General features: G+C 36.8%; 22 protein-coding genes, 1 pseudogene and 1 riboswitch. Of the genes and pseudogenes, 7 read left to right on the top strand and 16 right to left on the bottom strand.

What is annotated here, in order from left to right:
• Positions 1 to 63 precede the first annotated feature (63 nt).
• A riboswitch (TPP riboswitch) is annotated at positions 64 to 161 on the bottom strand.
• Positions 162 to 207: 46 nt separating this feature from the next.
• From IPP61_02000 to IPP61_01980, 5 genes and pseudogenes are all read right to left on the bottom strand, one after another.
• Positions 208 to 786, bottom strand: a complete 579-nt coding sequence (locus IPP61_02000; GenBank protein ID MBL0323944.1) for a hypothetical protein — start codon at positions 784 to 786, stop codon at positions 208 to 210.
• A gap of 93 nt (positions 787 to 879) precedes the next feature.
• A complete protein-coding gene (locus IPP61_01995) occupies positions 880 to 1,110 on the bottom strand; it encodes a CopG family transcriptional regulator (GenBank protein ID MBL0323943.1) in 231 nt (76 codons plus the stop codon).
• Positions 1,100 to 1,359, bottom strand: a pseudogene (locus tag IPP61_01990) (BrnT family toxin). The gene IPP61_01995 and the pseudogene IPP61_01990 overlap by 11 nt, the downstream one beginning before the upstream one ends.
• A gap of 58 nt (positions 1,360 to 1,417) precedes the next feature.
• Entirely contained in the window at positions 1,418 to 2,434 is a 1,017-nt protein-coding gene (gene murB, locus IPP61_01985) for a UDP-N-acetylmuramate dehydrogenase (GenBank protein MBL0323942.1), read from the bottom strand.
• A gap of 27 nt (positions 2,435 to 2,461) precedes the next feature.
• Positions 2,462 to 3,058, bottom strand: a complete 597-nt coding sequence (locus IPP61_01980; protein ID MBL0323941.1) for a DUF1684 domain-containing protein — start codon at positions 3,056 to 3,058, stop codon at positions 2,462 to 2,464.
• Positions 3,059 to 3,251: 193 nt separating this feature from the next.
• On the opposite strand from IPP61_01980, the gene IPP61_01975 reads away from it, so the two are divergent.
• Positions 3,252 to 5,477 (top strand): NADP-dependent isocitrate dehydrogenase, encoded by a 2,226-nt coding sequence (locus IPP61_01975; protein MBL0323940.1) that lies wholly within the window; start codon positions 3,252 to 3,254, stop codon positions 5,475 to 5,477.
• A 63-nt stretch (positions 5,478 to 5,540) separates the two neighbouring features.
• Here the strand turns inward: IPP61_01975 and IPP61_01970 are convergent, their stop codons facing one another.
• A complete protein-coding gene (locus IPP61_01970) occupies positions 5,541 to 5,876 on the bottom strand; it encodes a DUF5615 family PIN-like protein (protein MBL0323939.1) in 336 nt (111 codons plus the stop codon).
• Positions 5,873 to 6,091, bottom strand: coding sequence for a DUF433 domain-containing protein (locus IPP61_01965; protein ID MBL0323938.1), 219 nt, complete (start codon positions 6,089 to 6,091; stop codon positions 5,873 to 5,875). The genes IPP61_01970 and IPP61_01965 overlap by 4 nt, the downstream gene beginning before the upstream one ends.
• Before the next feature lie 193 nt (positions 6,092 to 6,284).
• Here IPP61_01965 and IPP61_01960 point away from each other — a divergent pair, with 193 nt between their 5' ends.
• Positions 6,285 to 7,040, top strand: a complete 756-nt coding sequence (locus IPP61_01960; protein ID MBL0323937.1) for an SIMPL domain-containing protein — start codon at positions 6,285 to 6,287, stop codon at positions 7,038 to 7,040.
• On the opposite strand, the gene IPP61_01955 is transcribed toward IPP61_01960, so the two are convergent.
• A complete protein-coding gene (locus tag IPP61_01955) occupies positions 7,037 to 7,528 on the bottom strand; it encodes a hypothetical protein (protein ID MBL0323936.1) in 492 nt (163 codons plus the stop codon). The two genes, IPP61_01960 and IPP61_01955, sit on opposite strands and share 4 nt — an antisense overlap.
• A 462-nt stretch (positions 7,529 to 7,990) precedes the next feature.
• Between IPP61_01955 and IPP61_01950 the strand changes: the two genes are divergently transcribed.
• From IPP61_01950 to IPP61_01930, 5 genes are all read left to right on the top strand, one after another.
• Positions 7,991 to 8,818: a universal stress protein gene (locus IPP61_01950; GenBank protein ID MBL0323935.1), complete on the top strand. Its 828-nt coding sequence runs from the start codon at positions 7,991 to 7,993 to the stop codon at positions 8,816 to 8,818.
• A 183-nt stretch (positions 8,819 to 9,001) separates the two neighbouring features.
• Positions 9,002 to 9,826, top strand: coding sequence for a sterol desaturase family protein (locus IPP61_01945; GenBank protein ID MBL0323934.1), 825 nt, complete (start codon positions 9,002 to 9,004; stop codon positions 9,824 to 9,826).
• A gap of 73 nt (positions 9,827 to 9,899) precedes the next feature.
• Entirely contained in the window at positions 9,900 to 10,967 is a 1,068-nt protein-coding gene (locus tag IPP61_01940) for a 3-oxoacyl-ACP synthase III family protein (protein ID MBL0323933.1), read from the top strand.
• A gap of 64 nt (positions 10,968 to 11,031) precedes the next feature.
• A complete protein-coding gene (locus IPP61_01935) occupies positions 11,032 to 11,988 on the top strand; it encodes an alpha/beta fold hydrolase (GenBank protein MBL0323932.1) in 957 nt (318 codons plus the stop codon).
• An 85-nt stretch (positions 11,989 to 12,073) separates the two neighbouring features.
• Positions 12,074 to 13,444, top strand: a complete 1,371-nt coding sequence (locus IPP61_01930) for a PepSY-like domain-containing protein (protein MBL0323931.1) — start codon at positions 12,074 to 12,076, stop codon at positions 13,442 to 13,444.
• Between the two features lie 55 nt (positions 13,445 to 13,499).
• On the opposite strand, the gene IPP61_01925 is transcribed toward IPP61_01930, so the two are convergent.
• The 8 genes from IPP61_01925 to IPP61_01890 all read right to left on the bottom strand — a co-directional run bounded on the left by IPP61_01925 (position 13,500) and on the right by IPP61_01890 (position 23,613).
• On the bottom strand, positions 13,500 to 16,220 hold the full coding sequence (locus IPP61_01925; protein ID MBL0323930.1) for a metallophosphoesterase: 2,721 nt from the start codon (positions 16,218 to 16,220) through the stop codon (positions 13,500 to 13,502).
• A gap of 346 nt (positions 16,221 to 16,566) precedes the next feature.
• Positions 16,567 to 19,356, bottom strand: coding sequence for a metallophosphoesterase (locus IPP61_01920; GenBank protein ID MBL0323929.1), 2,790 nt, complete (start codon positions 19,354 to 19,356; stop codon positions 16,567 to 16,569).
• A gap of 107 nt (positions 19,357 to 19,463) precedes the next feature.
• Positions 19,464 to 20,438, bottom strand: coding sequence for a hypothetical protein (locus IPP61_01915; GenBank protein MBL0323928.1), 975 nt, complete (start codon positions 20,436 to 20,438; stop codon positions 19,464 to 19,466).
• Positions 20,439 to 20,568: 130 nt separating this feature from the next.
• Entirely contained in the window at positions 20,569 to 20,886 is a 318-nt protein-coding gene (locus IPP61_01910) for a LytTR family transcriptional regulator (GenBank protein ID MBL0323927.1), read from the bottom strand.
• Between the two features lie 181 nt (positions 20,887 to 21,067).
• Positions 21,068 to 21,583 carry a hypothetical protein gene (locus IPP61_01905; protein MBL0323926.1) on the bottom strand — a complete coding sequence of 172 codons (516 nt, stop codon included), beginning with the start codon at positions 21,581 to 21,583 and terminating at the stop codon, positions 21,068 to 21,070.
• 10 nt (positions 21,584 to 21,593) lie between these two features.
• On the bottom strand, positions 21,594 to 22,073 hold the full coding sequence (locus IPP61_01900; GenBank protein MBL0323925.1) for an SET domain-containing protein-lysine N-methyltransferase: 480 nt from the start codon (positions 22,071 to 22,073) through the stop codon (positions 21,594 to 21,596).
• A gap of 13 nt (positions 22,074 to 22,086) precedes the next feature.
• The gene (locus IPP61_01895; GenBank protein MBL0323924.1) at positions 22,087 to 23,061 is read right to left on the bottom strand and encodes a hypothetical protein; all 975 of its coding nucleotides are present in this window, start codon (positions 23,059 to 23,061) and stop codon (positions 22,087 to 22,089) included.
• Between the two features lie 18 nt (positions 23,062 to 23,079).
• Complete coding sequence (locus tag IPP61_01890) at positions 23,080 to 23,613, bottom strand: hypothetical protein (protein ID MBL0323923.1); 534 nt, start codon at positions 23,611 to 23,613, stop codon at positions 23,080 to 23,082.
• Between the last annotated feature and the right edge of the window lie 43 nt (positions 23,614 to 23,656).

Below are 23,656 nucleotides of genomic sequence, written 5' to 3'. Positions count from 1 at the left end.
TGTTAAACTTTATTTTACTATTGAAATTTATGAGTCTCTTCAGATTTTTATCCTTTACAAAATCCGAAGATTCGGCTCAAATCCCTTCGTCGGTATTAACCGCATCAGGTTCAATGGGTATGATCTCAGCCCGTTGTTTTCAGGCACCCCTTTATGAGATTTCTGAGGCAAAGATAAGCTCAGAACAATCTAAATCAAATGTTTTTTTTAAGAATTCGCTTTACCGATACTAAATAGCCCACCGGCAGTCAATAGATGAAAAATATCAATGGTTATATCTGATGAACCGAAAATTTTGGCTCTGAAAGTTCCCAGAGCAAAACAAGCCACAGCTACCAAAAGCCAAATAGCACTTTTGAATTTCCCTGTACTTAAACCTGCCAAAGCGATTATTACTACTGCAATCATACTGAAGATGGGGACATAAACTTCCAAAATTTTAAATTTGAAAATTTCTGCAATGGTATATAATAAAAAACCCAGTGTTAAGGCCACGTAAGCTGCCATTTTTGGTATTTCGATGCCTCGGATTAATGCAAAAGAGGCAACCGCCAAACCAACGCCCCCGGTCAGGGTTGCGATTTTCTGGAAGAAATCAGATATGAGATTGGCCTCAGGATAGCCCATGAAATTGATAGCCCCAAAAATAGCAGCAGCTGTTACTGAAAGTACGAATGACTCCCAGAGTATTTCGTGAGAAAGCTCCAATTTTGAAAGGTATTTAAAAAAAACAAAAAGGCCTGTTGCGGCTAAAAGGAGGTCAGAAATAACATGATATAATTGCATAATTTTACGTATTACTTTGAAATCAAGACTTTGTGTTTGATGTAAAATGGTCTATTTTGGTTTTAATTTTAAAGAATTGTTATATTAATTGTTTTAACTTGACACTAAATGATCGATTTTATCGGCAAGCCAAAGTTTTATCAATGACTGGCGGGTTACACCTAGCCTAATTGCTTCTTTATCTATAGATTGAACCATCCATGCAGGAAAATCAACATTTACACGTTTATATTCCAGTCCTGCTCTGGAAGAAGTTTTAAGGTCAAAATGTTCTAAAACATCTTCACCATTGTCAAATTTTTTATCTAAATCTTCAGCTTTCATATAATTCAATTTTTTTTAATCTAGCTCTTCTTACTGAAATAAGTCTAATATTTTTATTTCTTATGGTTGATATGGCGGACCAATTTTTACTACCTATTTTACCTATATGCAATGTTCTGGGTTCATCGGTAGAACGGGCCTCCAGGCTTAATAAGTAAAAATCATTCCATAAATTTGAGCTTGTTCAAAATCAATACCGTGTTTTTCCAAATTTGAAATACTCTTTCTAATATCAAATTCAAAATTCATAGTTCAAAAATAATATAATTAAGGTATAAAAAAAACATCCTTTTTGGTAATTTTTTATCTAGCCAATAAAATTCACTTCAGGGTTGATTTTAATGCCATATTTTTCAAATACCGAAGTCTGAATTTTCTCAGACAATGCCTTTATTTCATTTCCTGTTCCCCCACCGTAATTGACCAAAACCAGTGCCTGTCTGGAATGTACCCCTACGTTCCCTTCTCTGAAACCTTTCCATCCTGCTTGTTCAATAAGCCACCCAGCCGGTACTTTCACAGTGTTTTCATTGATGGGGTAAGAGGGAATGGTCACAAATTTCTCTTTCAAGTCTTTAAATTTTTTCACGGAAATTTCCGGGTTTTTGAAAAAACTTCCCGAATTTCCTATATCTGCCGGGTCTGGAAGTTTATTCTTTCTGATATTGATTACAGCATCGCTCACATCTTTCAAAGTTGGTTTCTTGATTCCCATTTCATCCAATGTGTCTTTAATAGCCCCATACTCCAAATGCAGCTCTGAGTGTTTTTTAAGTTTAAAGCTTACATTCAGAATAACATATTTTCCTTTGGCGTCATGTTTAAATACACTTTCGCGGTAGCTAAATCTGCATTTTTCAAGGTCAAAATATTCTATCTCATTAGATTCAATATTTAGAGCTTCTAGGCTTTCAAACACATCTTTGATTTCGACACCATACGCCCCAATATTTTGCATGGGAGCAGCACCCACTGTGCCGGGAATAAGGGAAAGGTTTTCGACTCCAAAATGTTTATTTTCAACACAATACATCACAAGTTGATGCCAGATTACACCTGCTCCAACTTTCAGAATAACCTCATTTTCTGATTCAGTAACTTTATTGACGCCCGGAATTTCAATTTTCAGTACCAATCCATCAAAATCATTGAGCAAAAGGACATTGCTTCCCCCTCCCAAAAAGAGTTTTTTAGTATTTTTGAATTCCTCAATGCTAAGAACAGATTTCAGTTCTTCAACTGATTTTATGGTGATGAAGAATCTGGCTTTGGCTTCAATTCCAAAAGTATTGTAAGGTTTCAGGGATATGTTTTCTAATACCATTAAAGTTTTTCTATAAAAAATTCAATTTCAATGTTTGGTCAAAGGTAATTTTTCTCCTGCCTCGATATTTACTTCCAAATGATTTTCTTTAGGCGGAATCGGACAGCTGTAATTGTCGGAATAAGCACAGTATGGATTATATAATTTGTTGAAATCCAGCACTGTTTTTCCATCTTTAAAATCATCCGAACTTAAATCCAAATATCTGCCTGCTCCATAAGTTTGCTCGGGGGCGGTCAGGTCTTTTAAGGGTAAAAACACCAGTTTGCGGTACATTGCGGGTGCCGGATAGAATTTATAGGTGGTCAAATGGTATTTTTTTCCTTCGATTTCAAAAGAAATAGTGGCGAAAACCTGATATTTTTTATAAATTCCATCGGAGGTTAAAAAACTCACCACTTTGTTTTTTTTCTGCAATTTGTAATCAGCTTCAATTTTGAAATTCTGATTTATCTCAAAAAAATCCAGTTTTTGATTGGCAAATTTCTTGTGCACATCTTTTATATAATTTTCCCGAAATTCACTTAATTCTGCAACATAATTTTGTGAAAAAGCCTGAACAATCAATCCAAATAAGAGGAAAATATAAATGGATATTCTGTTGAAATACCTTTTATATGTCATTCGTTTTTTTATTTTTTTTTCCAAAAGTACAAAAAAACAATGGTCTGAATCTTTGAAAATCACAAATTGTTTGGGGAAATCCATTACAAAATTTTCAGGAAAAAAACTTATATTTGCCCTTTCTTGGCTAAAGAAGCAATTTTTGTTCAAAATTCCGAATCATTTTTATAAGCTATAACAATCATTTTAAGAGATGTCAAATAAAGAAAAAATTATTTATACCATAACAGATGAAGCACCGGCATTGGCGACGTACTCATTTTTGCCGATAGTCGAAGCTTTTTCAAAACCAGCAGGAGTTGAAATCGAAACCAGAGATATTTCTCTTTCAGGTAGGATTGTCGCCACTTTTGCGGAATACCTTAGTCCTGAGCAGCAAATCACCGACGACCTGGCTTATTTGGGCGGTTTGGCTACTCAACCTGAGGCAAATATCATCAAATTGCCCAATGTTAGTGCTTCGATTCCTCAGTTGATAACAGCCATAAAGGAGCTTCAATCCAAAGGATATGCCTTGCCTGACTATCCTGAAGAACCCTCCACAGATGAAGAGAAGAAAGTTAGAGCAAAATACGATAAAATAAAAGGTAGTGCAGTAAACCCTGTTTTGCGTGAGGGTAATTCTGATCGTCGTGCTCCTAAAGCCGTAAAAGAATACGCCCGTAAACATCCACATTCGATGGGTGCATGGAGTGCTGACAGCAAATCGCATGTGTCTCACATGACTGATGGTGATTTTTATGGAAGCGAGAAGTCTGTGGAAGTTGAAAAAGCTACTACAGTGAAAATATCGTTTATTGACAATGCCGGAAACGAAAAAGTATTAAAAGAATCGACTCCATTGAAAGATGGAGAGGTGATTGATACTTCTGTTATGAGCCTGAATAAATTGAAGGCATTTATTGATGAGCAGGTTACCGACGCGAAAGCAAAAGATGTGTTGTTTTCTATCCACCTGAAAGCCACTATGATGAAAGTTTCTGATCCAATTATGTTTGGAGCAGCGGTTTCGGTGTTTTTCAAGGATTTATTTACCAAACATGCTCAGGTTTTTGATGAACTAAATATCAATCCTAATAACGGTGTCGGCGATTTACTGGTGAAAATCCAGAGTTTGCCGGCAGACAAGAAAGCCGAAATCGAAGCAGACATCGCCGCGATTTATGATAAAAATCCGGCCCTAGCGATGGTTAACTCCGACAAAGGGATTACCAATCTTCATGTACCGAGTGACGTGATTATTGATGCCTCTATGCCTGCAGCAATTCGTACTTCGGGACAAATGTGGGGACCAGATGGCAAGTCAAAAGATACAAAATATGTAATTCCTGACCGTTGTTACGCTGGTGTATATCAGGTGGTTATTGATTTTTGCAAAAAGAATGGTGCCCTGAATCCTGTCACTATGGGAAGTGTGTCAAACGTAGGTTTGATGGCTCAGGCTGCCGAAGAATATGGCTCGCATGATAAGACTTTCCAGATGAGTGCAAATGGTAAAGTAGTCGTTTCTGATGCATCGGGTGCTGTATTGATGGAGCAGGCAGTTGAAGCTGGCGATATTTTCAGGATGTGTCAGACCAAAGATCTGCCTGTTCAGGACTGGGTGAAATTGGCCGTAAATCGTGCCAGAGCTACAGGAACTCCTGCCATTTTCTGGTTGGATAAAAACCGTGCTCATGATGCCAAATTGATAGAAAAAGTAAACAAATATTTACCCAATCACGATACAACTGGCCTGGATATCAGGATCATGACCCCAATGGAAGCTACACAGTTTTCATTGGAAAGAATCGTTCAGGGGTTGGATACCATATCGGTAACCGGAAATGTACTTCGTGATTATAACACCGACCTTTTCCCTATTTTGGAAGTGGGTACTTCAGCAAAAATGCTTTCTATCGTTCCACTGATGAATGGTGGAGGATTGTTTGAAACCGGTGCAGGTGGCTCGGCACCGAAGCACGTGCAACAGTTTATGGAAGAAGGTTATCTTCGTTGGGATTCTTTGGGCGAGTTTTTGGCTTTGGCTGTATCTTATGAGCACCTGGCCAATACATTTGGTAACAAAAAAGCACAGGTTTTAGCAGATACACTGGATGCCGCAACCGGAAAATTCCTGGATAATGACAAATCGCCGGCACGTAAAGTAGGACAAATCGACAACCGCGGATCACATTTTTATCTGGCGATGTATTGGGCTGAGGCACTTGCTGCTCAAAATGATGATGCGGACTTGAAGGCCATATTTACACCCATTGCAGCTGAGATTACTTCGAATGCTGCTCAAATTGATGCCGAATTGATTGGCTCACAAGGAAAACCTCAAGATACAGGTGGATATTATAAACCTGATTTTGCCAAAGCTTCAGCTGCCATGAGGCCAAGCAGTACTTTCAATGCCATTTTGGGTAAAATCTAAGTAAGAAAAACTCTTAAATTTGAGGACTTTCCGGAAGGGAAGTCCTTTTTTTGTTTAAAACTTTTAGTTTCCAGAGATTTCAACAATATCTGATAAATCTAATAGCTGAAGAGCTTGTGAGAGATATGATTTTAGAATATTTTTCAACTTTTCTTTTGAAGTATTTCCACAAGTAAGCCAAATGATTTTTGGTGGACTTCCAAATTTTTCAATTAGTTTTAGAAAATCATCATCTTTGGTGATTATGATTGCATTTTTTTGTTTTGCGAATTCAAATATCTCTAAATCATCCGCATTTTGTAATTTTAAAAAGCTCGCAGAATAGGTTTCAATGTTGTAAATTTCTGATATCCAGTTAGCTAGAGAAGGTGATATATGTGCATCAAGAATTATCATCATGCTGCTTGGATGACAGGATGGTTTAGTTTTTTTACAGCATAATTCAAACAAGCAATTACATCTTCATATTCCAGGTCAGGAAGTTCTTCTGTAATAATTTCATTAATACTTAATCCTGTTGCTAGCAGCTCTAAAACGTCGGTAACTCTGATTCTCAAGCCCCTAATACAAGGTTTTCCTCCACATTGATTCGGATTAAATGTAATTCTTTCCATTTTAAACTTAACTTTTAAGCAAATTTATTGATTAATAATGAATTCCAAAACGAGAATTTTGAGTTTGATATTTCAAATTCAAATTTCATAAGATTTGATAAATTAACAAAATATTCACCAAACCAATTGTTAATCTGATTTTTAAGCATAGGATTTTTGCTATATTTCGCCCAAAATAATTTAAACTATCGTCATGAACGAAACAAACAAGTATTGGATTGCTGCCGCAATCGCTCTCGGACTTATTCTAAATGGATTTTTTATCGGACGTGCCGTACAGCGGTTTAAAAAAGAGGATCGTTCGGTTTCAGTAAAAGGCTTTGCAGAAAAAGAGGTAAAAGCCAACCAGGCCGTGTGGACTATAAAAACTCGTGTGACCACCAATGACCTCAGCGATGGAAGCCAGGAGATTGAGGCTTCAAAGAAAAAAATCATTAATTTTTTGATACAAAAAGGAATTAAAAAAGACGAGATCATTCAACAAAATCTGAGTGTGACCGACAAGGTAGCACAGGATTACAGCGGTGCCAACTATGGAGAGTACCGGTATATCATCGAAAATACCCTTCAGGTGCGTACTGGCGATGTGGATAATGTGCAGAGCATCAGCCGAATGACCGATGAGTTGCTCAAAGTAGGCGTGGTGATTTCCAATTCCAACGATTATAATCCGGCGGTACAATATCTATATACCCAGCTCAACGACATCAAGCCACAGATGCTTTCAGAAGCTACTCAAAATGCCCGCAAGGCTGCAGACCAATTTGCCAAAGAAAGTGGTGTAGGCCTGGGTGATATCAAAAAAGCCAATCAGGGACTTTTTACCATTATTGACCGCGACGACTCCAACGCCAGTCAGGGCGGTGAAGGCGGTTACAGTCCATCGAGTGTCAATGACCTTTACAAAAAAGTAAGAGTAGTGGTTAATATTGAGTACTCGATAGATTAAGGTTTTTTGCTCCAGATTTTATCGTTGACTTCCAAATAAGCCGGTAATGCTGCCGACCCAAACCATTTAATATATATTGGCTCAAAAATGCCAGTTTTAATAGTGGGGTCGGCAGCCATCAGTTCTTTTATTTTCTCAGGGTCGGTTTCATCCAGAATAAAAATGCCTCTGTAATTTTGGTCATTTTTAAATAGCGGCCCGGCTACCACCATTTTATTGATTTCTACGAGATGGTTTATATTGGCCATGTGGCCTGCAAAAAGGCTGTCTCGTTTTGTTTTGTCTTTTTCTTCAAAATTGCCCGTCTTTAGCAAAACCAAAGTGTAGGCTTTCATTCCAAATTGGTCTGCATTGTATTTTTTGGCCAGACTTTCATCAAAATTTGGGTTTTGGGCAATTGAATTGCCAAAAATAATATCAGTGAAAGTGATAACAATAATTTCATAATCAATCAATTTAATAAGAAATACTTTTTTACATAGATACATTTTTTTTTTGAATAAATGAAAAGACAATTTGCCAATTGAGAATCATTTTAAATAAAAAGACAGTATTTTTTTTGAAACAGAAAAAATATTTACAAAAGGTTGATTTGGTAGAAAAAATACCTAAATAAAAAAGCGTTCAAATCGAGAAAAAATAATTGCACTTTTCCGGTATATCTATATTTCGAGTGCAATTCGGAATTTGTACAAAATGTAGAATAAATTTCTTTATTTTTTGTAAAAATAGTGTTAAGTATTTTGAATACAAATAGTTAGATAATTGAAATGATATTGTCTGAAAATGAAAATTCTGAGAAATGTCATTAAGCTAATTGATTAATAATAGTAAAGTCAAAATTCACAATCATTTTTTGGTATTCCTTCTGTCATTCAAAATCTGAAGAAAAAGGTGAAATTTTGTTTCGTCGAAAAAGAAGAAGTTTTCAGATATAAATAACAAAAAAAATGAAAAAGATATTAGTTCCAACCGATATGAGCCATCTGGCCAATCATGCTCTGGAAGTGGCAGTTTCTCTAGCCAAAAAATTTGATGGTAAAATTGACCTGCTTAATGTAAAAGTGTATCCAACTGCCGACGTTGGTGCTTATTATTCTTTGTATGGAGCATCGGGCATTTCGATAGATGATGCCTGGAATCAAATCATGACTGAGGCCAAAACTGAAATGCAGGAATTGATTTCTAATTTTAGTGGTGTTGATATCAAGCCGATAGTAGAAGAAACCGGCGATCATTTTGTTGAAGCGGTTTTGGAGCACAACGCCGACCTCATTGTGATGGGTTCGCATGGTGCTGAGGGCTTCAAAGAGTTTTTCAAAGGCTCAAACAGTGAAGAAGTAGTAAGAATGGCAAATTGCCCGGTACTTGTTTTGAAAGATGAAGCCAAACCTTTCCAACCTAAGAAAGTTGTTTTTGCGGTAGATTTGAAACATGAAGATTTTATCAAAAAAGCTTTAAAATTGCTTCCAATCGAAGGTGCCGAATGCCATTTCCTTTATGTTGATTATGGAATGAAAGCAATTAATTATCATGAGACTGAAGCTCAGTTGGTAAAATTGGCTGAAAAACTGGGTATTAAAAATTATAAAGCTGAAATCTACAATTCTACAACTATTGAAGATGGAATACTTGAATATTCAGACAGCATCGGAGCAGATTTGATCGCCATGTACACTCATGGTCGCACAGGAATCAATCATTTCTTCAAAGGCAGTATAGCCGAAGACGTGGTTAATCACTCCAAAATTCCGGTTTTCACATATGTAGAATCATAAATTCTCATTTGGTTTAGCTATTACTTGTTTAAAAAAATAATTCCGAATAATTGCAAATTTTATAGAGTGTCTCGTGTCGGGGCACTCTATTTATTTTTTTAATGGTCTCAAATCAAAAATAAATTTTTTTGTGCAAAATAATATTGAAATAATTCTATAATTTCACGGCAAAAAAACTTCAATTTGGAAACCATTATAAATTATTTTGAAACTATTCCCACCATTCACCGAACATTGTTGCTGGTTGGTGGTATTGCCTTCTTTTGGATATTAGAAAGTATAGGCCCACTGTTTGATTTTAAATACAATAAAATCAGACATGCATTACCCAATATTTTCTTTACACTTACCACCGCATTGATTAACCTTTCCTTGGCTTTTGCTCTGGTAAAGTCTTCTGATTGGGTTGTGGAGCATAAATTCGGAATAATACAATGGTTGCCTGCAATGCCTCTTTGGCTTTTTGCCTTATTGGGTTTGATGCTTCTTGATTTGATAGGTGCCTATTTCATACATTGGCTGGAGCATAAAGTCAAATGGATGTGGATGTTTCACATTATCCATCATTCTGACAGGCAGATTGATACTACAACTGCCAATCGGCATCATCCCGGTGAAAGTGTTTTCAGGTTTGTTTTTACCACTTTGGCGGTTATTATTACCGGGGCTCCCATGTGGCTGGTTTTTATGTACCAGTCATTTTCAGTGGTATTAAGCCAATTTAATCATGCCAATATTGGATTGCCACTATGGCTCGACAAAGCATTGAGCTATGTGTTGATTACGCCCGATATGCATCATGTGCATCATCATTATGTTTTACCCTATTCCGATACTAACTATGGTAATATTTTTGCTATCTGGGACAGGATTTTTGGCACTTTTAGTACTCTCGATCGTGAAAAATTGATTTATGGTATTGATACAGTGATGGATACTGCAGAAAATGAACATATTAAGCCAATGCTCAAAATTCCGTTTGCCGGTTACCGTCAGCCAACCGGATGATTAGTTTTGTATTTTGATTAGCCTGTTTTTTTAGTTTTTAGAATTATTATTGTAAAATAAATTGTTGATAAATTTGAAAACCATTATAGCTGCTACAGGTACACACTTGCCTGAGCGTAGGATTGAAAATAGTTTTTTCCTTAGCCGTACATTTCTTAACCCCGATGGCTCGGCCATGGAAAAATCGCCGGAAGATACAATTGCAAAATTGGAGCAAATCACCGGCATAAAAGAAAGGAGGTATATTCCTGAAACCGGCGACTCAGTGCCTCTGATGCGAACTTCCTGCGAAAACGCATTGGAATCCTGGGGTCAGGACAAAGACCTGATAGATGGTATCATCGTGGCTCATAATGCCGGAAATATGCTGGAGGGCCGACAAGGTTTTCATACAGTGCCAAATATGGCGGCATTGCTTAAAAACAGCCTTGGAATTGAAAACTATGACTGTTTTGCTTATGATATTTTGTTTGGTTGCCCGGGTTGGGTTCAGGGAGTGATCCAGGCCCATCATGCCATTCAAATGGGTGATGCCAAAAATGTGCTGGTGGTTGGAGTTGAAGTGGCTTCCCGGTTGGTTGATCCCTACGATTTGGATTCTATGATACTTGCGGATGGTTGTGGCGTGGCAATTATTTCGGCCGATGATGTTGAGAATCAGGGCGGAATCATTTCCTATGCCACTTATTCTCATGCCCACGACGACGTAAAAGCGATTTATCTGGATAAATCATACAATAAAGAATGGAGCGATCCTACTCTTTTTAAAATGAACGGGAAAGATGTATATAAATATGCTACGACCTGGGTACCAAGAGTTATTAAAAAGGCTTTGGATAAGGCCGGTCTTACTGCCAGTGATGTAGATATGTTTCTGTTTCATCAGGCCAACGGTAAAATGCTGCACGCTTTTGCCCACAATCTTGCACAAATGTACGGCATAGAAGGCCTTTCGTTGGATGGTAAAATTCCTGTTACCATCAACTTTACCGGAAACACTTCGGTAGCTACTATTCCTACCATGCTCGATCTGATATTGAAAGGCAATCTGGAAGGATACCAAATCAAACCCGGCATGAAGGTGGTTTTTGCTTCGGTAGGAGCGGGTATGCACTGTAATGCATTGGTTTATCAGTTTTGATTTTTTAAAAATATTATGATTTTAAGCCTCAAAATGAATAGTTTTGGGGCTTTATTATGTTTGAATGTCTGAAAAAGTAAAAATTGTTCCTCCCAAATGGCAAGCCAACGGGCATTGGCAAACGGTATATCCAAGTTTATTTAGAAAAGTAAAAATCGAAACAAAAAGGGAAAGGCTGGAGCTTCCGGATGGTGATTTTTTGGATTTGGATTGGAAAAAACATGGAAATAAAAAACTGGTAATTGCCACCCACGGTCTGGAAGGAGACTCTACCCGACATTATGTAGCAGGAATTGCAAAAATAATGGAGGCTGCAGGTTTCGACGGCCTGATGTGGAATTCGAGGAGTTGTAGCGGAGAAATCAACCGTTTGCCCCGGTTTTATCACCATGGCGATGCCGGCGATCTTAAATACGTGTTGGAACATGCCATAAAGCAAGGTTACGAAAAAATATTGTTGGTTGGATTTTCGATGGGTGGTAGTTTGACTTTAAGGCTGTTGGGAGAATATGCCGGGGAAGTACCATCGGAAGTGATTGGAGCTGTAGTGGCATCGGTTCCTTTAGATTTGCCTAGTTCTGTGGCAGAGCTTGATAAACCGGGTAAGCGATTCTATATGGAACGTTTTCTGAAGAAATTGGGCAAAAAGATTGAAGAAAAATCAAAAATGTTTCCTGATCACCCCATTCTTAAAATTGATGAGAATAAGAAAATCCGCAACTTTGAGCAGTTTGATAATCGATACACTGCACCACTTCATGGGTACAGTGATGCCCACGAATTTTATGAAAAAGCTTCTTCCAAACCACTTTTGCCAAGAATTGAAGTCCCAACTTACATTGTTCAGGCCATAAATGACCCCTTTTTGAGTCCCCAATGTCTGGAGATTGAATCTGTCACAAATAATCCTAACATCCGTTTGATTCTTTGCGACCAGGGAGGTCATGTAGGATTTATGCAGCGTGGTTCCAAATATACATTTGTTGAAAAACTCGCATTTGACAAGTTTTCAGGTGATTAGTAATTAATTTTCAAAAAAACAGTAGTGTTTTGGTCTGATTTTTGCTCATAAAAACTTATCGGGTGAATCTAAAAAAACTACTTAAATGAAAAGAATTTTACAATTGTTTGTAGGCCTTTCTATGGTGATGGGCTTTACTTCCTGCGAAAGTGATATAATCGAAAGTGCAGATTATAATTACACTAATAATGCTGTAAGTGGTGATGAGAAACTTACACTGGAGCAACTTCCATTGACTATTCAAACATATTTGCGGGAAAAATACTCCGGATTTACATTTAAAGAAGCAAAAAAAGTAAGCTCAAATACTGCATCAACTGCCTATTTTTCGGTTACAATCGTTTACAAAGATGCTGTGATTGAAATGAAATTTAATCTTAATGGAGTATTAATCAATAACTTCAATGAAACAAAAAAAACAGAATCAGTAAAAGAGGCAGAGCTTTTACAAGTAATTAAAGATTACATTAAGAGCAATTTTGCTAATTTTAGCATTGCTTCTGCTGAGAAAAAAACAGTCGGAACTCTGATTACCTATGATGTAAAACTAAAAAGCAATTCAACTCAAATATTGCTGACATTTAACGGTGATGGAAAATTTTTAACGAAAACTGTGTTAAGTGGAGAATGGGTTGAAGCTGTGAAACAAGCTGATTTACTTGCTTCAATAACAGAATACTTAAAGAAAACATATCCCAATGCCGTATTTGTTTCGGGTGAAAAAGTCTTCAAAAATACCGTGGTTTCTTACGTTTTAAAATTAAAAACGGAATCTCAAAATCTAACTTTGAAATTTGATGCTAATGGCAAAATAGCTTCGATTTTAGCAGAAAATCTCAACAAAACTGAGTTAAAAGAAACAGAATTGCCGGAATCAATAAAAACGTATCTTTCTAAATTGGGGACTTATACATTTGTAAACGCCCGTAAAATAGCGATTGGAACGTCTCAATATTTTTTGGTTATTGTTAAAGTAAACGGCAAGACTCAGGAGCTAAAATTTGATGCAAACGGCTCACTATTTGTGTTACCTTCAAATAATCCAAAGCCTTTCACAGTAGATTCGCTACTAGCTGACACCCGAAATTATCTCAAATCCAATTTTCCGGATTACACTTTTAAGAGTGCAAAAAGATTAACTTCAAACGGTACGGTTTATTATCTGGTAAGTATTTTGTTTCAGGGCAAAGTGGTAGAACTTAAATTTGATAATAAAGGAATAATAATTCAGGCTTATGGCTCTAATTTTTCTGAGATTAGGATAGAAAAATCATCTTTACCAAAAGCAGCAACTGATTATTTGATAGCCAATTATAAGAACAACGTTTTGGTTTATGCCAAAAAAGTAACCCGTACCACCGGAATCAGTTATGTAGTAAAAATAAAATACAATGATAAAGTTTATGAACTTACTTTCGACAAAAACGGGAAGTTTGTTTCAGTAAAGAATTCTTAATATATTAGGTAAATAATAAAAGCAAGCCCTGGATTTGGGCTTGCTTTTTTGTGTTTTATTGGCAGTTTGGAGCAGCAATATTTGTCATAAATCTTGCCGGATTCTGGATAAAAAACATACCCGGTGTGAGTGTAATTGATTTTCCTGCATTGTATTTAACATTTGAGCTGCCAAGAATTTTATTTCCCGCCGTGATTTTTCCTGTTGCATTTATTACCTGTAGTGTAGGCGTATTTATTGTATTGTTGATCGTGACGTCGGTCCAGCATTTTTCCGAAAATGTAAATCTGAATTTTTGAGAAATGCAATTGTACTGATCTTTTAAGATATAAACCGGTCCAATTTGGGGGTTAGGTACCATGGCAGGGGTATTTGAAAAAGTTTGACTGTAGCCATCGGGGCCTGTCACTGAGAAACTTTTGACATTTGGCCAGTTGGTTTTAAGTAGCTGTAATTGAGGAGATTCTGTTGGCAGGTCGAGTGCTGATATTGCTTTGACCAAAGTGTCATTTTTGTTAATATCTTTAAAAATCACGAAACTATCGGCCACCACGCCGTCTTCCTGTACAAACTTTGCGTCGAGCCGGTTGTCTTTTACTTCGATATAAACCGAGCCTCCTTTTTCCATTTGGATGTTTCCGCGAGTTTGGTATATATTACTATGGTTAGTAAATGATGCTCCATTGAGGGCCTTATGTCCTACGATTGCATTATAAGTAGTCCCCTCAGACCTTTGAAGTTGACTTGATGAACCCGTCAAAACATAAACAATTCCCTCATTAATCGCATTTGTTCTGGATTTTAAATAGGCACAAGAAGTGTCACTGTTATATTTTCCATTTGAATTGGCCTTTGAGTCAAAAAGTGGGTCAAGAAGAGGTTTATTGTGAACAGAAGGAGTAAAAGAATCCTCAAGTCCGTAATGACCTTTCATGAGCCTTGAACGTGAATAAACATGGCTATGACCATTTAAGATTAGATCTATGTCAAAATTACCCTTATCCAGAAATCTTATTAATTTGTCTCTAATTCCATAAAGAATAAATTCGTCATTCCAAAGTGAATCTGAAAAGTGGCCTCCACCCCGGGTATAAGGCGAATGATGCCAAAACATAATCGTCCATTTTATATCTGGATTAGATTTCGCCTTTTTTAAATCGTTCCTTAGCCAGATAAACTGTGAATTTTCAGAGGTATCGGTTAATGATGAATCTGGAATTCCGGCATATAGCATTCGATTGTTGTAAAATCCATAAGAATCAAGTCCAATGAAGTGAATGTTATTATGATTGTAGGAATAATATGCTTTGGTGCTGTCATTGACAGAGGTTGAATATTTTTGGCCAAAATTGTTTTTCGGAAAAGAGAATAATTCGAAAAAGCTATTCTTTTTTATTTTTCGATCTACATTGTTGGTCAAGCCTCCAAAAAAAACATTGGTATATCTGCTTGAAACAAATTGATTCGCTCGATTAATTAATACTGAATCAGAACTCAAGAATTTTGTTGCTTGGGTTGAATAATAATCATGATTTCCAACGCATGATAACAATGCCGTTTGCCTCATTATTTTCAGAGCAGAAGTGTCATGGGTAGCAAAAAAAGCCGTGTCATATTCTATAAGACTTCCAGTTTCATTACATACATCACCCAATAATAGCCAAAGATTTATATCGCCGATGTTTTTTTCAGTCTTGAATTTCTTGAAACCTGCCAAAACTTTTCGTCTTTGGTCGCTATGTTTGGTTTGGCCTATGTCACCTGTAACCCAAATTTTGGTTGTTTTAGTGGTGTCAACATTTTGAGGGGAAGTAGAAAAATAAAAATCACTTCCCATTTTATATATTGAGTCAACTGAATTTTGGATTGAATAATAATACGTTGTATTGGGTAGTAAATTAGAAATATACAGTTTATGATTTGTAACTGATTCAGTATCAATTGTGCATTCACCATGATTTGATGGACTTATCGGGTTTGAGCTGCTTATGCAAACTTTACCTATTTCAGCAATATTGGTTTTCCATCTAACTTGGATTCCTGTGGGAAGTGGCAATTGGAGATAAGGCCCTCTGGTGAGTGAAGGGGTAATATTACCTAATGTACCACTTAGTTGCATATCTATAAACAGGTCACTGGAATTGGTGGAGCAGTTTGGAGTAAGTCCCACTGTACTTTGGTGTATTTCGGCAGTGATTGTGATTTTATCTGGACTTTCGGGATGTTGCGGGAAGGTATTAGAGATTTGAAATACCTTACTAATGGTGTCGGTACCTATAGCAGAACCCGCCGAAATATTGGCACCAAGAGCACCAGTCGGCAAGTTATAGTTGGCAACTTCAGTTTCATTAAAATAAACTCTGACTCCATCATCAGCTCTTATTTTAAGTGTAAAAGAACTATATGAAGCCCTTGGGAAAGATGTCAAAGTAATAGTCCTTCTAATATATAGAGTAGTGGGTTTTGCAGAAGGATCACTAAAAGTGAGTACCTTTTTAATGGTCAAACCTCCATAAATATTGGAAGTGTTTACAGCATAGCCCATTGGCAGTGTATCGCTATTATTTACCCAGCCGGGTACAGCTATCGTATTGTATTGCGGCGATTTCCAGCTAAAAGAAGCAGAGGATATATAATTTGGGGGCTCAGTGCAGGGTGCTGCAGCAGGCAGTTGATGATAATATTTCCAACCCGGACTCCCAAACGGTACTATTTGTCCAAATAAACTGGAACTGAAATACAAAATACAAATAAAAATCAAGGCGATCTTTCTCATGGTAATGCTTATTTTATTATTATTTGGGCTTTTTGAGCACCCAAATTTTAAATAATTTATCTGAGCATTAAAATGACTTCTGATATCTCAATCGACTGAAACTGGTTTTTTTATTTGGCGGTCCATTATAAGGTCTTCTAATTTTTAAATAGCTATATTATTCCTAATCACTGTAAAAAATATCCATTAGTAAAGGAGTTTTTGAGTTAAATAAAATTTGTTTCTTTAAAAATTACTTTCCTATCCCAGAAAAATGAAATCTGAATTCAATAAAAGAAATTACAATAATTTTGGCCATCAAAAGTGCATGTCAAAATACAATTATTATATTCCATTAAATGAATTTTTATGGACAAGTTGAAATAGAGTTTGAGGTAAAAACAGCTGCAGGGCTTGCATGGAATCCTACCCCAAACCCAGTCCAACCTACAGAATAACTATTAACTACCGAGGAAGCTTTTATTGTGTTAAACCAGAATAAGCTTCCTGAGGATTTTATTGTTTCAGGAACTGGGCTGTCAATTAAGTTAAATATATTGACACCAGAAGCAGGCCAACAATCAGGCGTAAAGTGGAAGCGAATATTTTGAGCAAGGCAGCCCGTTGCGTCAGAATAAGAATAGTAAGGACCAATTTGCGGATTAATAATATTATACGAGGAAATGGATGGCACAAAAGTAAATGAGCTTCCCGGAGTTGGCGGAGGAGCCGTAAAGGTGAAAGGAATACCTGTAGCGACAGATGGATCCCAAATCCTTTGAAAACTAGGTGAGTAGCTTGGTAAATCTAGAGGACTTATTTCTAGGACAGCCTCAGGTCGTTTAATTATATCTTTAACTATTGTGAAATTATCTCCTACATTTCCATTTTGATCTATCCACTTTGCTACTAATTTAAATACTTGCATTTCTAAAATCATTGACCCACCCAATGAATAATTAAATATCGGTAATGCTTTATGTCCGGCTGGGTTTATTGGGGTTACTTGGACAGTAGATCCAGAACCAACAACTGCATAAATTATTCCATTTGTACTAGCCAAGGCATTCGAACTAGTTTCATAAGGACAAGAATCTGTTGAACCATCATATTTTCCTGTACTAGTATTAATTTGGTGTGTTAAGGCATTGAAATGTGTATGAGGTTTAAATGTAGCAGAGGACATTATAGTCGAGTTTATAGCTGTACTTACGGGCCCAACAATAGGATCTGTTGCATCATATAAGCCTTTCAATTGTTTTGACCTTTCGTATACGTGGCTATGCCCACTTAAAACCATATCTACTTTATGGTTTTCAAGTTTTCTGACCAATTTATTTGCAATCGCATTCATAATACCATCATTAAAACTGACTCCCGGTTCGCCATGAAGTGTATCAGAATTGTAGGATCCTTTTGTATAAGGTGGATGATGTAAAACAACAACAGTCCAAAAGATTTCTGTATTGGTTACAGCGATATCATTTTGACTGAGATCATTCTCTAGCCAAGCCATTTGAGGGCTATTGTTTTCCCATAATGACCGTCGTGTACTTGTCAGAGGGTCAATATCAGCACCGTAAGAATCAAGGATTATGAAATGTATGTTATTTGCATTGAAGGAATAATAGCTTGGAGAATTTGAAGGCACCCCACCCGCTTGACCTTTCTGCGGAGTTTTAAAAAGGTCATAATAGGCATAATTTCTAGAAAGCCGGTCATTGCCACTTCCGTCAAGGGTATATCCAGACCTTGTTGGCACAGGATTAGGAGTAGAAAGAGCAGTAAGTCTTGACTCATAATACTCATGATTACCTAGTGCCGGTATAATTGTCGCCTGCTTCATCATTTTCGTATTTTGAAGGGGACCAAAGAAATAATCTTTGTAGTCATCCGAGGTTCCATTTAAATAAGCGTTGTCCCCTAACAGTATCCAAAAATCCAAAGAAGGGTTAATATTTGTATTTGCCCAAGTATTAAATCCAGAGATTACATTGTTTTGAACTAGGTTGTATGTTGAGGCTGATGGAGCGAAAGATAAACCTGCATATCCAGCAAGATTATAGCCAATATCCCCGGTAAGCCAAATCTTTGTTTTTTTTGTAAAGACATCCATATATTGAGGTCCTGATTGAAAAAAGTGGTCAGGGCTAGTTATTAAACTAACAAAACTTGAGCTAATTGGATCTAAGTAACCTATTTCATATCTATATTTTTTATTTGCTGTTAGTCCATTGATATTGATTAAATGATCTGTGGTTGCCATTGTCTCTGATGATTGATTTACTATAGAACCAGGAGTATCAATCCAATATTTAACAGAGCCTTTTATGCTTGAATTAGTAGCCCACCTAAATTGCTTAGTTGTGGCTGGGTCTCTAATGATTCCTACCACATCCGAAACATTATCCGAAGCCAACTGCAAATATGGCCCTCGTGTGATAGTGGGGGTTGCCGAGGCTGTTGTTCCGGTAATTTCAATATCAAAAAATGAATCTGTAGATCCTGAAAATTCTGTAGAAGAGGCAGGTGTATCATATTGGTGCACTTCTACTGCCACGGTGATATTTCCGGGTATATAATGAGCAGCAAGAACACTGGCCAGAAGTGATCCAGAGATAGTAACTGTATTCACAAAAGAACTGGTGGAACTGTTAATTCCCCCATTGGCGTTAGTAGTGGAGGTGATTGGAGCAGGGGCTACTGGAAGATTGCTCCTTTGTACTTCAATTCCATTTAAATATACCACAGAGGCATCATCGCTTTTGCAATTTATGGTAATTGAAGAGTAACCCGAGATGCCAGTTAGAGTTTTTCGGTAATAAGAAGTAATTGGATATGGGCTGATGCTAAGAGCTGTCCCCCATGTAAAGGAGGGAAGTAATCCTCCGGGAAAATTTGTTCCATAGCCAATGGGAAGCGTCGCTCCCGATGGCCAGGTAATGCCAAAAACCGAATTATAGTACGGAGACTTCCAATCATATGTGCCTGGGAATCCCGGATCACCCGTAATAGAAACATAATTTTGAGGTGCTATTGGCGAACTGTTCTTCATGTAATATTTCCAGCCAGTACTACCATAGTTTAAAGGAAGCTGTGAATACAAAAGCTTTCCTGATATTAAAATTAGAACCAAAGTATATAAAAAGTGTTTCATTTATTTATTAATAGTTTAGGTACGATTTTAATTTAAAGTCAATTTTTTTGGAAAAGTTTTACAAGATGAAAATAAATGGTGAATATCTAAATAATTAATAATCGGTTTTATTCAATTTTTCTCCATTTTGACCCATCCGAAACAATTGTAAGACTATTTCCACTATTTATTGAATTAAGACTTCCAGTATTTGAGAAAAAAATCCCCCCTGTTGGTGTTACAATATTTAAATTTCCATTTCCATGGTTCAAAATTTTGTAAATACGGCCTCTGTTGTAGGAAAGTGGGTCTGGTAATTGGAGACCACAGTCAGAACTTCCTGTATAAATTAAAATACAGTCTTTTTCATTAATTATTAGATTCCCGATTGTAGGTGGGGCGGTTTCAATCCGGGTACTCATGGAAATTGACCCATTGATAGTCAAACTTGTATTTGAAGTCAAGGCATCATCTAACTTTAAAACCGAAAGATCTCGGATCTTGAAATCAATAGCACCAATATTTCCTGAAATGTTTGTTCCGGGAACACTAAAAAGGATTTTCTGATTACTTAAAATTTCATAATCCATATAATTAGGTCGTGGCCACATATTAACCCACTGACTACCGTTATTATATTTTATATCCTGATCTGTTGAACTATATACTAACCTGCCTTTTTCGTTTGGCATCAAGCTTATTGAGGCGTTTGATTTATTTGGTAATCTTATATAATCTGTATCAATTAAAGTGGAAGACTCTGCTGCGAAACATGAGCTTGTCATTGTTAAGATATCGAAAGTGCCGGTGGCTGCTGGAGGTGTAGAATTGGGATACCCGGTCCAAATCGCACTTGCACCGCCTCCGTAATTTTGCCATTCTGCACAGCAAGGTGGCTGATTATCAGTAAATAGTCCGCTAGTCATGTATAACATATAATGCATAAATGACAAGGAACCTGGAATGTTGGCTTCCATATACCACCTATTGCTTTTTCTAATAATTTTGAAATATTGAGTACCACTATTATAGGCATAAATATTTGTACCAAGATCTGCATTTAAACCAGTTCCTACCGATTCAATTGCATATATATTTCCCATAAAAGTAACTTGACTAAGTACTTCTTGGCAATTGAAAAAATCAAGTATAATTAGTATTAATATAATCTTTTTCATAATTCTTAAATTGTAATAATTCCCCTTAAGGTTCAAATAAGGTAAACGTGATTTTTTATTTTTGTAAGAAACAAAGTTCAAACTCCTTTCTTCTGCGTCTTGAAGTATACTCCAATGTACCCGTAAGTAGTCTAACCCTGTCATTTTCAATCGCTTCTATATAATTTAAATTAATAATCGTATTTTTGGAGATGCGGAAAAAATGCGGGAAAGGCTGCAGGCGACTTTGGATTTTCTTGAGCGTGGTCGCGACCACCTCTTTTCTTTGGCCATCAGTAAAAAACACTGTGGTGTAGTTTACATCCCCCTTAAGGCTCAGTATTTCTGAGGGGTTTACCATCTTTCGGGCTCCGATGAGTATTTCTGTTTCCATGTGAGATAATTTTTGGGTTGTATTTGTTTACACCTCAAAATTGGGAAAGAAACAGACGCGTGTAAATCGCTAATATTAGGGAGAGACTGAATTTAATATCCTATTAGTTACAGGTTTTTTCTCAATAAAAAACTGATTCACCACAGTAAATCAGTTTTTTAAAATGCTTTGATGGTCATATTTACTTTAGGAGAGTTACATGTCCTAAATAATCCACCATATCCCCGGTGGAAGGATCAATGATAAATTTTTCGCCGTTTGCATTTTGTTGAACCACATGACCATCAGTGTCTATACCAAGTACTTTAATTCCTTCTATTCCCGTTGCATACTTAAAAGTCACTGTTTTTCTACTTGACCTACTGCTATTTTGTTTAGTGGCTGAGGCGATATTCATTTGTTTTTCGAAAGGACTCATTTTTATGTATAAGTCTGAATTCAAAATTTTCATATCACCAGTTTCTGGGTCGATTGAAAATAACTCTCCTTTGCCGGATTTGTACACCGGGCTGCCATTTAAGCATGCAACCAAAGTTGTTTTTTGCTGTAAAGCCTTTTCTATTTTTATTTTAATGTAAGGGTCAGTACTTGCCGCGGTTCTTTGAGTAACTGAGTTTTGAGAATAAACGGCAGTTGTGGCCAATTGTGATGAAAGAATTGCAGCTACTACGATTGCTCTCTTTTGATTTTTGTTCATATTTTTTTGTTTAATCTATTGAAAATAAAGTACCTCTGCATTTTACAGAGCCGCATTGGCATGGAAACATTGCTTTTTTTTGTTCAAAGTCAATAACCTGCTCAGGATTTTCAGTTACTAGTTGGTAGTCAAAACTTAATTCTTCACCTTCAGAGATTTCTCTCAGAGCATAGATAAATGGCTTATCATCAAAATAATAAACTGTGCAGTTGGGTTCACAACTGTGATTAATAAATCTTGCTTCATTCCCATTTCGTTCACCATCGATAGCTATGGTTTCAGTGAGGTTCATAACATACTTGAGACTAGTTAAACCTTTTACCATATCAAGGATAAGATCTTTCTTGGATATTCTTTCTCCTTTGTATTCTATTATTCGGCTACCTTTAGGAATATTTCTTTTTGCAAAAACACCCAAACCTTCCACCTGAGAGTCTTTTACTAAGGTAAAGTCTCTGTCAAGAGCTTCTTTAATAACTGAATATTGCATAATCCTTTAAAAATTAAAATCCAGCATGTTTGGGACTACCTGCACCACGGCCACTGGTGGTGATGAGCTGCAATGTGTAAGTTTTACCGTCGATGCTGAGGTTGGCTTTTTCATATACTTCTACGATTCGGAGTTTTTTACCACGGTTTTCGGTGTCATTAATCACTACTTTCTGGTCAGTGGTGTTAATTCTTACCTTTCCTTTTGGCATTTTGAGGCCTACGTTGCCTAGTATGTCCTTGAGCATTTCTTGCGGTAGCTCACCAGGCATTGGTTTTAGGCTTTTTTCGTTTGCGGTCAGTAAGAATTCATCACCTATGGAGCCTTTGGTGCCTATTGTTGTTACTGTGATTACATTGCCCTCCAATGTAATTTTTGACTCTCCTGTGGTACTGTTTTCTTCAGGCCTGTTGGCATTCAAGTCTGGTAATCTCAACCATTTGCGGCAGAATATACCTCCTTGGTTGCAATCGCCATCCCAGCCGTATTTGCCCCAGTTGGCAAGTAGGCCACCTCTGACAGGCGAGGCTGATTCTTTGCCAGCAAGGGTGCAGACCCCATCAATATTTACAAAACCAGCAGGGCAAGTGTTTTCTGTGGCAGATAGCACTACTATTTTGTAGCTGCCCACAGCTAAGCCATTGAAACTAAACGAGCCATCTTCCTCTTGATTGGCATATTTTATAGCACCAGATGGGCTTTTTCCTAAACCTACTTTTACTGCTCTTATAGGTCCACCAGCTAATTCCACTCCTGATGATTTAGGATAAACAGGCACGATGTTATAGTTGCCTATTTCTGTGATATCGACGGTGGTCTCGCCGTTTTCATCTGATGGTGCTGTGAGTCTACTGGCACCACTACCAGGGTTTTTCTTTACTACTACGCCTACTCCTTTTATAGCGGGGAGTACGCCTACTCCTTTTATAGCGGGGAGTGTTATGACTATGAAAAAGGGTATGAGGGTGATTATTAATGTTTTTTTCATTGGGTAGATTGACTTAAATTATTGACATTGTCCATTTATACAGGTTTTATTTATAGGGCAGGGTGGCTCACATGCCATTTGTAATTGTATTCTATCAGTTTTTTTTGCAGGTCCCATATTCTGAATTTGAATACCACAATCTTTTGCTACTAAATTAAAAATATATGGCTGTTGTGTATGAGGCTTGTTATAGGTATTACCGAAAGGATTTACAACATGGATAGTATAGGTCTGTCCCGCAATTAAATTCAAACACTTTGACGTGAATGGGCTACTTTTTATTCCTTTAATATGTGAAACTAAGTTATTATTTGAATCAAAAATTTTTAATCCTTCATTCTGAAAAACAGATGTACCCGCCGAACTGTTTAATATAATTTGATTGGGGTTATTACATTGTCTTTTTACCGAAAAACTATTGACTGAACATTCAAAATTAACTTCATCAACAAAATAAAGCGGTGCTGCAACTTTTTGTACTTTTTGGCCAAATGAAGTACTGAAAGAGAATAACAGTATTAGAATTGAGGTAATTAATGTTATATTTTTCATTTTTATATTATTTTATTTTTTTTTGCCTTCTCTATCCACAGTT

It is taken from the genome of Cytophagaceae bacterium (genome assembly GCA_016722655.1).
Classification (GTDB): Bacteria; Bacteroidota; Bacteroidia; order Cytophagales; family Spirosomataceae; genus Leadbetterella.
This window is presented reverse-complemented; position numbering and strand designations above follow the sequence as displayed.

Excerpts from the sequence above, each read along its gene's own strand:
- IPP61_01975 (MBL0323940.1), top strand. The coding sequence starts at position 3,252 with ATGTCAAATAAAGAAAAAATTATTTATACCATAACAGATGAAGCACCG.
- IPP61_01905 (MBL0323926.1), bottom strand. The coding sequence starts at position 21,583 with ATGAACAAAAATCAAAAGAGAGCAATCGTAGTAGCTGCAATTCTTTCA.
- IPP61_01920 (MBL0323929.1), bottom strand. The coding sequence starts at position 19,356 with ATGAAACACTTTTTATATACTTTGGTTCTAATTTTAATATCAGGAAAG.
- murB (MBL0323942.1), bottom strand. The coding sequence starts at position 2,434 with ATGGTATTAGAAAACATATCCCTGAAACCTTACAATACTTTTGGAATT.
- IPP61_01910 (MBL0323927.1), bottom strand. The coding sequence starts at position 20,886 with ATGGAAACAGAAATACTCATCGGAGCCCGAAAGATGGTAAACCCCTCA.
- IPP61_01995 (MBL0323943.1), bottom strand. The coding sequence starts at position 1,110 with ATGAAAGCTGAAGATTTAGATAAAAAATTTGACAATGGTGAAGATGTT.
- IPP61_02000 (MBL0323944.1), bottom strand. The coding sequence starts at position 786 with ATGCAATTATATCATGTTATTTCTGACCTCCTTTTAGCCGCAACAGGC.
- IPP61_01970 (MBL0323939.1), bottom strand. The coding sequence starts at position 5,876 with ATGATGATAATTCTTGATGCACATATATCACCTTCTCTAGCTAACTGG.
- IPP61_01925 (MBL0323930.1), bottom strand. The coding sequence starts at position 16,220 with ATGAGAAAGATCGCCTTGATTTTTATTTGTATTTTGTATTTCAGTTCC.
- IPP61_01955 (MBL0323936.1), bottom strand. The coding sequence starts at position 7,528 with ATGTATCTATGTAAAAAAGTATTTCTTATTAAATTGATTGATTATGAA.
- IPP61_01950 (MBL0323935.1), top strand. The coding sequence starts at position 7,991 with ATGAAAAAGATATTAGTTCCAACCGATATGAGCCATCTGGCCAATCAT.
- IPP61_01935 (MBL0323932.1), top strand. The coding sequence starts at position 11,032 with ATGTCTGAAAAAGTAAAAATTGTTCCTCCCAAATGGCAAGCCAACGGG.
- IPP61_01915 (MBL0323928.1), bottom strand. The coding sequence starts at position 20,438 with ATGGGAAATATATATGCAATTGAATCGGTAGGAACTGGTTTAAATGCA.
- IPP61_01895 (MBL0323924.1), bottom strand. The coding sequence starts at position 23,061 with ATGAAAAAAACATTAATAATCACCCTCATACCCTTTTTCATAGTCATA.
- IPP61_01980 (MBL0323941.1), bottom strand. The coding sequence starts at position 3,058 with ATGACATATAAAAGGTATTTCAACAGAATATCCATTTATATTTTCCTC.
- IPP61_01965 (MBL0323938.1), bottom strand. The coding sequence starts at position 6,091 with ATGGAAAGAATTACATTTAATCCGAATCAATGTGGAGGAAAACCTTGT.
- IPP61_01960 (MBL0323937.1), top strand. The coding sequence starts at position 6,285 with ATGAACGAAACAAACAAGTATTGGATTGCTGCCGCAATCGCTCTCGGA.
- IPP61_01900 (MBL0323925.1), bottom strand. The coding sequence starts at position 22,073 with ATGCAATATTCAGTTATTAAAGAAGCTCTTGACAGAGACTTTACCTTA.
- IPP61_01930 (MBL0323931.1), top strand. The coding sequence starts at position 12,074 with ATGAAAAGAATTTTACAATTGTTTGTAGGCCTTTCTATGGTGATGGGC.
- IPP61_01890 (MBL0323923.1), bottom strand. The coding sequence starts at position 23,613 with ATGAAAAATATAACATTAATTACCTCAATTCTAATACTGTTATTCTCT.